Source organism: Aquimarina muelleri DSM 19832 (assembly GCF_000430665.1).
Taxonomy (GTDB): Bacteria; Bacteroidota; Bacteroidia; order Flavobacteriales; family Flavobacteriaceae; genus Aquimarina; species Aquimarina muelleri.
Genome location: NZ_AUML01000017.1, coordinates 1 through 13,871, shown reverse-complemented (window position 1 = coordinate 13,871; position 13,871 = coordinate 1). Strand labels below are relative to the sequence as shown.

General features: G+C 30.4%; 16 protein-coding genes. 6 read left to right on the top strand and 10 right to left on the bottom strand.

All coding sequences use genetic code 11. The annotated features are described in order from the left end of the window. The first annotated feature begins 6 nt into the window (after positions 1-6). From H527_RS23905 to H527_RS0108260, 4 genes are all read left to right on the top strand, one after another. Positions 7-174, top strand: a complete 168-nt coding sequence (locus H527_RS23905; RefSeq protein ID WP_035087680.1) for a Lacal_2735 family protein — start codon at positions 7-9, stop codon at positions 172-174. A gap of 5 nt (positions 175-179) precedes the next feature. Continuing rightward, positions 180-812, top strand: a complete 633-nt coding sequence (locus tag H527_RS0108270; RefSeq protein ID WP_027412269.1) for a flavin reductase family protein — start codon at positions 180-182, stop codon at positions 810-812. 279 nt (positions 813-1,091) lie between these two features. Then, positions 1,092-1,373 (top strand): TIGR03643 family protein, encoded by a 282-nt coding sequence (locus tag H527_RS0108265; protein ID WP_027412268.1) that lies wholly within the window; start codon positions 1,092-1,094, stop codon positions 1,371-1,373. An 11-nt stretch (positions 1,374-1,384) separates the two neighbouring features. Then, positions 1,385-1,783, top strand: a complete 399-nt coding sequence (locus H527_RS0108260) for a DUF2452 domain-containing protein (protein WP_027412267.1) — start codon at positions 1,385-1,387, stop codon at positions 1,781-1,783. Positions 1,784-1,867: 84 nt separating this feature from the next. On the opposite strand, the gene H527_RS21700 is transcribed toward H527_RS0108260, so the two are convergent. The 5 genes from H527_RS21700 to H527_RS0108235 all read right to left on the bottom strand — a co-directional run bounded on the left by H527_RS21700 (position 1,868) and on the right by H527_RS0108235 (position 6,414). Continuing rightward, a complete protein-coding gene (locus H527_RS21700; protein WP_035087678.1) occupies positions 1,868-2,551 on the bottom strand; it encodes a DUF2490 domain-containing protein in 684 nt (227 codons plus the stop codon). Positions 2,552-2,553: 2 nt separating this feature from the next. After that, positions 2,554-3,180 (bottom strand): carbonic anhydrase family protein, encoded by a 627-nt coding sequence (locus H527_RS0108250; RefSeq protein WP_027412266.1) that lies wholly within the window; start codon positions 3,178-3,180, stop codon positions 2,554-2,556. Positions 3,181-3,675: 495 nt separating this feature from the next. Next, the gene (locus H527_RS0108245; protein WP_027412265.1) at positions 3,676-5,271 is read right to left on the bottom strand and encodes a SulP family inorganic anion transporter; all 1,596 of its coding nucleotides are present in this window, start codon (positions 5,269-5,271) and stop codon (positions 3,676-3,678) included. A 143-nt stretch (positions 5,272-5,414) separates the two neighbouring features. After that, positions 5,415-5,744: a hypothetical protein gene (locus H527_RS0108240; RefSeq protein WP_155837836.1), complete on the bottom strand. Its 330-nt coding sequence runs from the start codon at positions 5,742-5,744 to the stop codon at positions 5,415-5,417. Between the two features lies 1 nt (position 5,745). Next, on the bottom strand, positions 5,746-6,414 hold the full coding sequence (locus tag H527_RS0108235; protein ID WP_027412263.1) for a TetR/AcrR family transcriptional regulator: 669 nt from the start codon (positions 6,412-6,414) through the stop codon (positions 5,746-5,748). Between the two features lie 213 nt (positions 6,415-6,627). On the opposite strand from H527_RS0108235, the gene H527_RS0108230 reads away from it, so the two are divergent. Continuing rightward, positions 6,628-8,199 carry a protein adenylyltransferase SelO gene (locus H527_RS0108230; RefSeq protein ID WP_027412262.1) on the top strand — a complete coding sequence of 524 codons (1,572 nt, stop codon included), beginning with the start codon at positions 6,628-6,630 and terminating at the stop codon, positions 8,197-8,199. A 68-nt stretch (positions 8,200-8,267) separates the two neighbouring features. Here H527_RS0108230 and H527_RS0108225 read toward each other — a convergent pair whose 3' ends face one another. The 5 genes from H527_RS0108225 to H527_RS0108210 form a co-directional block, all read right to left on the bottom strand. After that, positions 8,268-8,837 (bottom strand): RNA polymerase sigma factor, encoded by a 570-nt coding sequence (locus H527_RS0108225; RefSeq protein WP_027412261.1) that lies wholly within the window; start codon positions 8,835-8,837, stop codon positions 8,268-8,270. Positions 8,838-9,046: 209 nt separating this feature from the next. Beyond that, the gene (locus H527_RS0108220; protein ID WP_027412260.1) at positions 9,047-9,715 is read right to left on the bottom strand and encodes a response regulator; all 669 of its coding nucleotides are present in this window, start codon (positions 9,713-9,715) and stop codon (positions 9,047-9,049) included. A 12-nt stretch (positions 9,716-9,727) separates the two neighbouring features. Further along, positions 9,728-11,707 (bottom strand): tetratricopeptide repeat-containing sensor histidine kinase, encoded by a 1,980-nt coding sequence (locus H527_RS23110; protein WP_027412259.1) that lies wholly within the window; start codon positions 11,705-11,707, stop codon positions 9,728-9,730. A 32-nt stretch (positions 11,708-11,739) separates the two neighbouring features. Then, positions 11,740-11,898, bottom strand: a complete 159-nt coding sequence (locus H527_RS23900) for a hypothetical protein (RefSeq protein WP_155837835.1) — start codon at positions 11,896-11,898, stop codon at positions 11,740-11,742. Between the two features lie 549 nt (positions 11,899-12,447). Beyond that, a complete protein-coding gene (locus H527_RS0108210) occupies positions 12,448-12,687 on the bottom strand; it encodes a hypothetical protein (protein ID WP_027412258.1) in 240 nt (79 codons plus the stop codon). A gap of 961 nt (positions 12,688-13,648) precedes the next feature. Here H527_RS0108210 and H527_RS0108205 point away from each other — a divergent pair. Next, positions 13,649-13,871, top strand: a 223-nt coding sequence (locus tag H527_RS0108205; RefSeq protein ID WP_027412257.1) for a DUF4372 domain-containing protein, incomplete at its 3' end; no start/stop codon positions are given.

Genomic DNA, 13,871 nt, shown 5'->3' with positions numbered 1-13,871 from the left:
ATATATATGTTTGGATTATTTAAGAAAAAATCAAAAGAAGAAGCTCTACAAGAAAAATATCAAAAGCTAATGGAACAATGGCATAAACTATCTAGTGTTAATCGTAGTGAAAGTGACAAAATATATGCGGAAGCTGAAACAGTTTTAAAAAGCATAGAAGCTCTTAAAAAGTAACTACCATGCAGTATACAAAAAAGCAGATTCAAGCAATGGATCGTATTAAGCGTTTAAAAATCATAAATGCAGTTTCTGGTATTAAACCCGCAAATCTTATTGGCTCTATCTCTAATGATAAAAAAACTAATCTAGCCATATTTAGTTCCGTAATACATTTAGGGAGCTCTCCTGCTCTTTTAGGATTTATAATGAGACCTACTGGGGATGTCCCCAGACACACTTATGAAAACATTATGCAAAATGGACATTATACTATAAACCACATACACCGTTCGTTTGCTCAAAAAGCTCATTATACCTCTGCAAAATTAGATAGAGAATCCTCAGAATTTGAAATATGCAAACTAACCGAAGAATATATTTCGAACTTCAAAGCACCTTTTGTTAAGGAAAGTACATTTAAAATAGGAATGCAATTTAAACAAGAAATTAATATCCCACTTAATGGAACTTCACTTATAATTGGTGAGATTGAACATTTAATACTACCACTAGAAATAACAAAAGAAGATCAAGATATCGACTTGAGCGTAACGGATACTGTAGGTATCTCAGGACTAAATACGTATTATGGATTAGAGAAAATTGCTCATTTTCCTTATGTTAGAACTAATGAGCTTCCAGATTTCACATAATAATACCATTTGTAGTTTGAGTTTACTGGAAAAGAAAATTAAGATTTTTTCTTTCATTGAAGAAGAAAAGCTTGTATCAGACTCTATCTGGTATTAAGCATAGCAGGACTACGGTTTATTTTTATTCTGATATTTGAGGCGAAAAAAGAACATTTTATTACGGTAAATTCAAATTGTAAATGGTATAACTCTGATATATAAAACTGTATGCATTATTTGTTTTTATTTTAATTATTACAATTAGATTTAAAATTTTAACTCATAAAAACCTAAATTACAATGTATAAACAATTGTCTATAATAGAAATTGACCGAATTATAGAAATGGCGTGGGAAGACAGAACTACCTTTGATTCTATCGAAATACAATTTGGTTTAAAGGAACAGGAAGTTATTAATTTGATGCGAAAAGAAATGAAGCTTTCGAGTTTTAAAATGTGGAGAAAAAGAGTTCAAGGCAGAAAAACAAAACATCTACAAAAAAGAATATTTGAGGATGGAAGGTTTAAATGTTCGAGACAACGGCAAATTACCCACAACAAAATTTCAAAAAGAAACTAAATGACACACCTATGAAAAAGAAAAAACCAGATACCGTAGTCTATGACCATACTACAGAAAACTATGATGCTTATCTTAAACCGTATGCCACAAATTTAGGAGCACCTGTAATAACTACGACAGACACAATTGCTTGGAAAAACACTAACATCCACAAGGTAAACAAACATGTTAAAGCTCGATATGATGAACTAAAATCTCAATACGACACATTAATTAAAGAGTTTGAGTATAACAACCTTATATACAATGCTAAATTTAATTTCGAACCTATAGTAGGGGAAATTTACCATCTGTATATCGATAAAAACGAACAATCTTTTTTATCGATAATAGCTCCTGGTGAATGTAATTTTAATCATTTAGGCAGTTTCAGATTAAATGCAGATAAAATATGGAAAAGTGTGTAACACTAATTTATATACATTTAATCTGAAAAAAATTGCTTTATTCTAAGTAAAAAACAAATAATTATTCGTCTTGTATATTTAACACTAATTTACTTGATACGACTCTTTTTTACGAAAATCTGTATTAAACACAACTCCAAATTGAAGAAATGTCTTTCCTGTATTTCTTAATCTTTGGTATAAAATGCCCGCTTGTAGATTTAAGTTTTCAGAAAACTGATACCCTAAACCTCCATAAAGTCTATTTCTATCAAAAAGTTCTTCCTTACCATTAATAAAAATTTCATCATAAACTCCCAAAAACAATGTTCCTTCTTCAATTTTAGGCTTATTAATTGGCAAAAAGACCATTAGACGGTATCTAAAACGTGTGTTAAATTCATTTTCAATAAAGCGTTCTTCAATACGATAGCGATGTTCAAATTTTAATCTCCACAGATTATTAGTTGTAATAAATTGCTGCCAAATACGATGCTCCTCAACCTCTGGGCTTTTACGATCAGAATCATATAAATGATTACTAATATAGGCATAGCCCACTGTTGCAAAAGCATTTTTATCAAAATGATAATTAAGACCTGTCCTTAATAATAGTTGGTCGATATTAATCGGTGCAATTGTATGGTTTCGATATTGTATTTCTGTATGAATACTAAATTTTTCATTTATTTTATTTGTACCAAAATACATTAACCAATTACCTGTTTCATCTTGACCAAAAGCTAATACACTAACCCAGAAGAGGAATATAGAAAAATAAATTTTCATATCTAATAGAATTTTACTTCTCCTGTTTTAATATCATACATTCCTCCAACTATTTTTATTTCTCCTTTATTTTCCATCTCTACTAAAACCTCACTTGAAGAACGAATATTATCAATAGTCATCATCACATTTTTTTCTGCAACTTGATTTACAAAATCCATGTTCTTTGAATTTCTTAATGCATCTTCTTTTGGCTCTTTAACTGCATCAACTGCTGGTTCTATTTTATTTATCAAGGCTGTCAAGTTTCCTAATCGAGCATGATCACAAGCCCCCTTAATTGCACCGCAAGCAGTGTGCCCTAGTACTACTAATAGTTTTGTTCCTGCCAGTTTACAAGCAAACTCCATACTTCCTAGTATATCTTCATTTACAAAATTACCTGCTATTCGTATACTAAAAATATCTCCTAAACCTTGATCAAAAACCAACTCAGCAGACACCCTAGAGTCAATACAACTTAATATAGTTGCAAAAGGAAACTGTCCTTCTGCTGTTTCATTTACCTGTTGTAATAAGTTTCTATTGGCCTTTAAATTATTCTGAAAACGCCCGTTTCCTTCTATTAAATATTCCAAAGCCTTTTTAGGGGTCATCGTATCTTGTGTTTCTTTTGTATGTGCTTTCATAATTATTTTTTTATTAGTTAGCCAGTCTAAAAAACCAGCATATATTTCTTTGATTAATTATTTGATTAAACCTAAAAGTTTATTTGATTTTGACTCCTTTTCTTTTTTACACAAAGCAATCCTTTTGTATGTTTTTCTATGTCTTTTAAAAGACTATTAGCGCTTTCTTTAAATTCAAAATTTATCACTATGCTAACCTTTTTATTTTTTCTTTTAATTTTAAAAAAGAATATCTCCTAAATCCGATATAGCATTTACTATATTTTGATTTTTATCCCCTTCTTTCCTTTTTCTAACATACACATTACTACTATTTAATTATCATATCGAAAAATTTTAGGCGATTTAACATAAAATACCTCTTCCTGTATCTACCATCTTAACTAAGTCTACCTTGTATTACAAAAAGCCACATAGACAAAACTGGTTTAAGCAATTAATATTAAGTCTATAACCTAAATTTCAATAGATTGGTTGTCATGTATTGTTATATTCTTAAGCGTTTTGAGGCCGAAGCTTAAAAAATTGAATAAAACTTTCTGGATTTTCTATAGTCCCTCTTTCTGAAATGAGCTGAATATCTATATTTCTATTTCTAGCTTTTTCAGAAAAATCTTCTAGAATCTCAATAATATCATTATCTAAATACCTTGTTTTACGAACATCAAGTTCTAAATACGTATCTCTAGGAAGCCTGTCTAACTCTTTAAGTATAGCTCCTTTATTAAAAAATGTTACCTCTTCTGCTAATGTCATCTTAATTTTGTGCTTACCATTGCTCTTATCTTCAATATGCAAGAAGTGTGAATTTTGAAAACTTTTAATCAAAATAACTACGATACCTACTATTAAACCAAGTCCTATACCTACTAAAAGATCTGTAAATACAATACCTATAACTGTAACTATAAATGGAATAAACTGTTTCCAACCTAGCTGATACATTGTTTTAAATAATCCTGGTTTTGCAAGTTTATATCCAACTATAAGAAGAATAGCCGCCAAAACCGATAAAGGAATTTTATTTAGAAGTTTTGGAATTAAAATAACAGATATTAATAATAGAAGACCATGCAGAATAGCTACCATCTTTGTTTTACCTCCCGATTGAATATTGGCTGAACTACGAACAATTACTTGAGTAATAGGTAACCCTCCAATAAGTCCAGAAATAATATTTCCCGTTCCTTGTGCTAGTAATTCTCGGTTAGTTGGTGTTACTCGTTTACGAGGATCTAATTTATCTGTAGCTTCTACACATAATAAAGTTTCCAAACTAGCCACCAAAGCAATAGTAAATGCAGTTACCCATATTTGTGGATTAGTAATTGCAGCAAAATTTGGAAAACTAAATTGTGCCAAGAATGAAGATGCATCCTCTGGCACAGGGACACTTACAAGGTGCTCTGAGGAAATTCCCCAAGTGGCATTACCATTTGTAACTACATAGTATATAATACCTGCTGCAACTGCCACTAAAGGTCCTTGGATTAGTTGAAAAATTTTACCTTTATTAGAAAGCACATTACTCCATAAAAGAAGAATCGCTAAACCAACAACAGCTATTAAAGTAGCTCCTGGACTAATAGAGTTAATTGCATTTAATATTTCTGAAAACGTATTTTCTCCATCCACTTGAAAAAATGCAAAATCACCTTCTGGATCTTCATCATAACCGAAAAAATGAGGTATTTGTTTAAGTATTATTATAATTCCTATCCCTGTTAGCATTCCTTTAATAACAGAGGATGGAAAATAATACCCAATAACTCCTGCTTTTAAGATCCCAAATACTAATTGTATAACACCTCCTAGAACTACCGCTAAAAGAAAATTTGGAAACCCTCCTAATGCTCCAATAGCAGTCAATACAATTGCGGCTAATCCTGCTGCCGGACCACTAACTCCTACTTGGGAACCACTTATAGCTCCCACTATAACACCTCCTACAATACCAGAAATCAGACCAGAAAACAAAGGCGCTCCACTAGCCAAAGCAATACCTAAACATAATGGTAATGCTACAAAAAACACAACAACACTTGCCGGAATATCCGACTTAAAATTTTTAAAAGGATTTGAACTATTCATAATTATAATGACTTGAAAATGTTATGCTTTTTGGCATAAAATATTTTTCAGTTAATAATATTATTTTATAAATTAATGAGTTTCTCTCCAACGAAACTTGAATAGAGTTTTATAGCATTAAGCTAAAATGTGTAGAATATTAATCACACCAATTCTGGAGGAGGAATAGGGATTTCAAGATTGAAATCCCGCAAAGGTTGTAATTTTTTACGATAAGAACCGTATAATAAATATGCAAAACTAATATTGTAAAAACTTAAGATCTGAAGTTTTATCTTCTCATCTACACTATCATCTTCTTGCTTCCCTTCTTCTTCTAAGTCTTCTTCCATATCCACTTCAACTAATTCAAAACTATCCTCTGCAAAAAAAGTAATAGTCTTTGAAATAGGCTGTAACAGCATACCAAAAAGCACTGTAAAAAATACACTATACCTTATAACGTTTAATATGTTATTACAAAACAACTTCATTTTATAAGATCGTTTTTTGTACCAAGTCTGTATAGAATCTAACAATATTGTTTTTTCCTTCCTTAAAATCTGTTAAAGCAGGAAGGTGTTTTGAAAAATACCGTTGATGATGAGCTCCTTCAATAACTGTTGATACAAGCATATGAGGAAACTCAAATTTTGGATTTAGCTCTAAAACTATATCACTCACTCTTTGCACTACTCTTTTATATGTTTTATAAAAACCTTTTTCGTTTTCTTCATCTATATCTTTTGTATAATAAGCCTTAGTAGATTCTGAAATGATAATTTCATTAAGTAATACCTCATTAATAAAAGTAAATGAATTATCCTCCTTTACTTCTTGAGTAAGTAAAGTAATTGCATTATTTAATTTATCTTTTGCCGAAACAACATTGGTTGTAGCAAATACTAATTTATATTCTATCCAACTCCAATACCAATTGATTAAATAAACTAACAAAGCATGCTTACTTTCAAAATATCGATAAATTGAGCTTTCATTAGAGCCAATAGCAACTCCTAATTTTCTAAATGTAAAAGCTTCAAACCCCAAATCATTAATCATTTCTATACTAGTATGCACTATCTTCTTTCCTAAGTCTGAAGATTCAGGATTTTTTGTATACAATCCAGAATTAATTGTAATATGTATTTGTAAGTTTTCCATTTATAAATAACAAAGATATAAAAGTATTACTATTAGACTTTGTAAGTTTAACTTTTTTTTACAATAGTATTGATCTATTTTATGATTATAGACTTAAACAAAAAATATCGTATTAAATAAGTATACTCATTAGAAAAAAAATCATATAAAAAAATAATGAAATAGATTAACTACTAGTACTTATAATATCTTTGTACTAAGTAAAACAATAGCATTTTGGATTTTAAACTAAACATACAAGATAAATTTAACAAGGAACTTCCTGAAGATCCTAATACAGAAAACAGTAGACGACAAGTTACCAAAGCTTGTTTTTCTTATGTAACTCCAAAGAAAACTGCGAAACCACAAATAATACATACTTCGTCAGAAATGCTTAGTGCATTAGGGCTTACCAAAGAAGATACTAAAAGCACTAGCTTTTTGAATATTTTTACAGGAAACGAAATATTACCAAATACCAATCCCTATGCTATGTGTTACGGTGGGTATCAATTTGGTAATTGGGCAGGACAGTTGGGAGATGGTCGTGCCATAAATCTGGCAGAGATAGAACAGGATAATAAAAATTGGGTATTACAGTTAAAAGGGGCTGGAGAAACACCATACTCCAGAACTGCCGACGGCTTGGCTGTTCTAAGATCCTCTATACGCGAATATCTTTGTAGTGAAGCCATGCACCATTTAGGTGTTCCTACTACCAGAGCTTTGTCTTTAGGTCTTTCTGGAGATCAAGTATTGCGAGATGTTTTATACAACGGTAATCCAGAGTACGAAAAAGGAGCTATCGTATGCAGAGCAGCACCATCTTTCTTACGTTTTGGAAACTATGAGATATTTGCATCTAGACAAGACAACAGTACTTTAAAAATACTTGTGGATTACACCATAAAAAACCATTATTCTTATTTAGGAAAACCATCTAAAGAAACCTATATTAAGTTTATAAAAGAAGTTGGAGATAAAAGCTTGGATATGGTTATGCATTGGCAACGTGTTGGTTTTGTTCATGGGGTTATGAATACAGACAATATGTCGATTCTAGGATTAACTATAGATTATGGTCCCTATGGTTGGTTAGAAGGGTATGATCATGGTTGGACACCAAATACAACCGATAATACGAACAAACGGTATCGATATGGCACACAACCACAAATTATACTTTGGAATCTCTATAAACTGGCAAACGCTCTATACCCACTTATAGAAGAAGTAGAGCCTTTGGAAGATATTTTAATGGTTTACCGTAAAAAAACAGAGGACTCGTATTTAAAAATGATGAGATCAAAAATTGGGTTATTTACTGAAGATAAAAATGATACGCTATTGATAGATACTCTGGAAACTATATTACAAAAATATGAAACGGATATGACTATATTTTTTAGGCTTCTGGCAAATTTTGACAGTAGTGTAGTAACAGAAGATCTTTCGTTAATATCCAAAGCTTTCTATACCCCTAATCAAATTACAGATACTATAAAAGAGGAATGGAAACAGTGGTTTTTAAAATATCAAAAAAGATTGCTAAAAGAGTCCTTAAACGATGGGGAACGAAAAAAAGTAATGAATACTGTAAATCCAAAATATGTTTTACGAAATTATATGGCTCAATTAGCTATTGACGAAGCAAATAAAGGTAAATATGAATTAATAGAAGAATTTTACCAGCTACTTAAGAAGCCTTACGACGAACAACCAGAAAGTGAAAAATGGTTTGCTAAACGTCCTGAATGGGCAAGGAACAAAGTAGGCTGCTCTATGCTTTCTTGTAGTTCTTAATTATTTATAGATTAAATCTATAAGGGCAATTAGAAGTAATTTATTTATTCTGATTCAAGGTTCATTAATCAACACACAACCCTTAATTCTTTATACATTGGATCTTTTTCAATCATTTTTAATAATTCCTTTTTAGCTTGAAATTTCTTTTTTCTAGTGTATGTTTCAGAACACCCTATGACTTTTGAAATTTCTAGCATTGACCTACCTTCAAAAAAAAGAGATAATATTTTTTTATTATCCGTACTAAGCTTTTGAAAATGTTTTCGATAAAGATGTTCTCGTTCTTGATTTTCGATATCTACCATTATAGGGTCGTCAATTCCTACATCAAAACGATTCTCTCTATCCTCGATAATTAATTTTTTCTTTTTCCTTAATCGATTTCTCCATAAGTTTTTACAGATCCCATAAAAATATGTTTTTATAGGTACTTTTAGCTCTAAAAGACCAGATTTCAACTTCTGATACAACACAACTAAAGCATCCTGAAAAACATCTTCTACATCTTCTGTATTTCCTCTATTACGAAGAATATACCCTTGAATGTATTGTATATTCTCTTTGTAAAAACAAGTTAGTATTTTTTCATCCCCGGTAATGATTCCATCTATGATTACTTGATCTTTGTATATCATTATAGTCGTTTGTATCGTTTCAGGTTTAGGATAAGCTCATTGTCATATACATTACCTTTCTTTTACGATGCAAACATAAATGGACTACAACGTATCTCTATACAGATTTCTGTATTACGCTTCATTTTTTTCAACAAAAAAACATAAACACCTGTAAAAAAGGTTTTTATCTTGTGTTTTTCCTATGTTAATTTAAATGCTCTACCCTACTATAACAATCCTAAATCTTTTACTATTGCTACCAGATGGGTAGTGTTTTTAGCTTTGAAGTCTTCAAAAAGTTTACTTACTCTTTTATCAATAGCACTCTCTCCGTTTGGAGTTATTTTTTGTTCTTTTAATTTGGCTCGAATTTCTTTTTTGGTAAATCCTTGAGATAATTGTTCTAACAATATCATATCCAAATCATCTAAATGAATCATTGTATTAGCCTTAGAATTATTAGTTAACTCTGCCGGCAGCATTGTTTTACCTTGATAAACACCATCTACACATGTCATTAATTCTTTTATTGCATGCTGACCTTTACAAACATAACCGTTGATATTTAATTTATCAAACAGCATATTAATTTTATCTGGTCTGTTTTCCTGAGAGTATACAATAACTTTAATATCTGGTTGAATTTTTTTGATATCCTTTATTAATTCGACACCTGAGGTTCTGGTCTGGACTTTATGGTCTTGTCTAAAAGAAAGGTCTGTAATCAATAATTGGAACGCTTCCTGACTATTATATGCCTTTCGGAATTTTAAATACGCATCATCACAATATTTGGCTTCTTCAATATCGTGTATACCGATCTTTTCGTTTAATATTTTTATAATACCTTGATTGGCTATCTCATAGTCTTCTGCCACCAACACTTTAGTAAACATCTTGCTAACTTTTTAATTAGGAATTTGTATCTCGGCTGTAAAGCCTTTATCTTTTTCAGATTCAAAGATAAGTGTTCCTCGTATAGCACGAATACGGTTTTCTGTATTTCGAAGTCCATTTTTAGATTTTACATGCTCCTCTGTAACTCCTACACCGTTATCTGTGTATTTAATATTTAAAAAATCTTTAGTGTTAGAAAACACTAATTTCACCAAGCTAGCTTTACTATGCTTCTGCATATTGGTCATTAACTCCTGTAGTACTCTGTATACTGTTATTTTAATAGTTTTATCGAGTTTATTCCAATCTATCGTATCAAATCCTATTGCAATTAACTGAATCCCGTTTTGGGTATAGTTTTGCAGCATATTACTCAGCTCTTCAGCATACGTATCCCCAATTTCAAACTCATTATTTTCACGCGATATATCTCGTGCTTTTATATAAGATTTATTAAGTTTATCTTTAATTTGTGGATCGTGTGGGTCGTTTTGATATTGCATCATTACTTGAAAAATATCGTTGCCTAACTCATCATGCAGCCTTTTGGCGATACGGGTTTCTGTTTCGTAACTGGCTTGAAACTGTATTATCTTATTTTCTTGATTAAGATACCGCATTTGTTGTCTAAAAAAATAGATCACAAATCCAATCCCAGTAACCAATAATAACATTCCTAGTAGGTATATAGTATTTTGGTTGCGAACTTCAGATATTTTTAGATTTTTTTCTTCATTCTGTTTTAATAAACTTTCATTTTCAAAACGAGTAGGCGCATAAATTTCACGCGTCTTTTTACGCAGTTGCATAAGTTTAAGGCTAGCGTCTTTAAAACGCTGGTAATCTTCTAAAGAATCTGGATTCAGCTCGGTAATTAGTGTTAGTACTTCTAACAATGCTTCATAATCCTCAAAACCGTCTAAACTTTGATATGCTTTATAGGCATGATGCTTTGCTTTTTCAATATTTTTATCTCTATAATATTTAGTAAGATGTATATTACTATTAAATAACCCAAAAATGTCTTCTTCTTGCTCCCTGATATCGAGCGCTTGCAATAACATCGTTTCACTTTCTGGGTTTTTAGGATTTTGAAGAAACTTAATATATCCCAGATTGCTTAACTCTTGTGCGTATTGTGTTCGCTTTTGAATTACGTTCTCCTCTTTTAATAAAGCTTGTAAAATATCGATACTCTCTGCATATTTTTGTTGCTCTGCTAAAATATTCGCTCTAAAATTGTTAAAAATAGGAAGGTTATGAATCCCAATATTTTTTTTTGCAATAGAATCGTTACATAGATGTAGAATTTTAGAGTTCCACAATAAAGCTTCTTCTTGATTTCCCAACTCATAAAAAGATATAGATATACCATGATATAATCCTGATATAGTTCTATATTCTGTTGAATTTTCTAGATATTTTAAACCATCGGTAGCCGTTGTTTTACTGGCGTTATGATCTCCAAAGGCAATATGAATATTTGCCATTTCCATTAAACATTTCCCTGCAATAGTGCTATCTTTTATATTTCTGTTAATTTTAAACGACTCGTTATAAAACTGAAAAGCTTCTAAATAATTATCTAATCTTTTATTATACAATCCTAATTTATATAATGCTTTCCCTATATAAAAACTATCGTTATTCTGTTTAGCAAATTCTAACAAACGATACGATTGCTCAATTGCTTTTGGAGTATCCCCGTATTTGTTAAGAAGCTTTGTTTGTAGAATAAAGCCTTTATATTGTAAAGAATCATAATTAAGCACTTTCGCTCCTTTTAAAAAGTGATCAAGAGCTTTTAATTTTTTTCCCTTATCGTTAGAATCTTTAAAAGCAAAATCATAATAGCGATTTAAAGAATCTATTTTCTTTTGTGTGATACTAGAAACAGATACTTCTTTTGAGTTTTCAGACCTACAGGAATTAAATACAACTAGTATCCATATTCCTAAAAAAAAGAGGGATGCAACAGTATTATGTTTCATCCCTCAAAAGTACTAAATTAAATTATTTTTGATTAATTATCGTCTCCATTTAATATATCTTGTCCTCCTTTAGTTCCTAATACTTCTGTATGTAGGATTTCGTTTTCGTGTATGCTATCATCAGGCGTACAAGAAGTAAGGGTAGTACAAAAGAGTAAAACGACAACGAATATGTATTTTAAAGTTCTCATGATATTATTTTTATTGTATTCCAGAGTTTAGGGTGCAGCTCATAGGTGTCCACCCCAGATCGATATGTTGTGCATACCAAGTACCTATGAGAAATGGTCAATTAGTTGTTTGGGAAAGTGTAATCCTATACAGTCGCGATACCCTACTTTCCCGTTTTTGGGTAGCAGCGAGCTGTAGTTTGGATTTTGTGAGGGATCAATTAGGCATTTTCTATAGAGCCTTACTGCATACCAAGTAGTTTACTTGGCCTACACAACTTTTAGGCTATAGGCATATACACTATGGATAGTTTCTAAGATGATATTCTTTAAAACGTTATATAGATATATAAACCTAGTTATTATAGAAAATATGGACTGGTTAGTTAAGTAATCTGACTTATAAGAGATTAATAGTAGATAACAATTTATTTTTCTTTTGGAGTTTTTCTGATAGCATTTGCTTTCAGAAATTAATTGTGGTTCCAAAATAGAAAAACCTATTGTCTAGCTATGGTACTGTTTAACAAAAATGTTACACCAGACCTCTTAAGATTACTTTTCTGTAGCTTATGAGATGAAAGCTTTATGAAAAGTATAACAGTCTTTGATTACTATGTTACGAAAGTTATTACTTATAATTGAAAGTACTCTTTCCAGTCTTTTGATACCTTTAGATTCGATCATCGTTTCTGGAAGAAGGTTAACAACCGAAGTATATAAACCCAATCCAAGGATGCTCTCGAATGCAACGGCTAACAGATGATTTCTGTCCTCCTGTCCTTTTTTAGAAAATTGATTATACTTCATTGTTTTTATTTTTTTGTTTTTAATTATACTGCAAATATCTAGTACTAGTACGCATTCTTTTTACGTAGTAAATAATTATTTTTTCTAATACCTGAACTAATAAATTATTGCTTGTATTGAAATACAAAGATGTATATATTTTTTTGATTCTGCAAATATTTTTAGAAATTAACTTGTTGATTATCAATTAACTATATTTAAAAATAAGCAAAGGAATGCCCGTTCGTTTTTTAACGAATTTTTGGATTTTTAGCAACTGTCTATTGCTCTGATACTTACTTTCCAAATACTAATCTTTATGTGCTAATTAACTTTTATACATTCGTTTAAAAAATTTATAATTTTATTTTCAAATTATTTAATTACGTATTCATATTAATGTGACTTTTTATATCATTTTCTCTCTTTAGCTTTGTTATTTAGACTAATTCTTAAGCTTTTTATGGATTTGAGAAAATAAAAAAGCGTCCAATTTTTTGGACGCTTGCTTCTATATTAGTTTTCTAGTTTATATCATTTTTGAAAAATGAGTAAAATAGTCACATAGTGCCCTGTTTTTGTATTAATATTTCATTAATCCATCGATAATCTCCTAGATTAAATAACAATACTGGTTCGATATGTATACTGTTCTGTTTCATTTTATTACTATAATTTAGCGCTTTTTATAATGCTTTCAAAATTATTGTTCAAAAAAACTTCTATAAATTTAATTTATTCAACTATTAATAATAAAAGCATAGTTTTTTTAAAAAAACCCCATAGGGGAATGTAATTTTTGTATCTCCAAAAAGATCTGTAAAACAAAAAAACCACTTCAAAAATGAAGTGGTTTTTTTGTAAAAATAGAACATTTGAATTTTATTTCTATTTCAATAGCGTCCTAAACGTAAAAAAGAGAAAGGGAAATTTGTTCCTCAAAGTTACCTTTGTGGTGCAACACAAAAAACACCTTTCTCCGATGCTAAATATAACTTTGTTTTCTCAAATAATCAGTAAACTAGATAAATCAAGATTCAAAAAACTAGTTAATTCTCACCAAAGCGACAAACATCAAAAAGGTTTTACTAGCTGGTCTCACTTGGTTTCAATGTTATTTTGTCAATTTGCTAATAGCCAATCTGTACGTGATATAAGTAATGGTCTTCGTTCTGCAACGGGTAATCTGAATCATTTAGGGATGC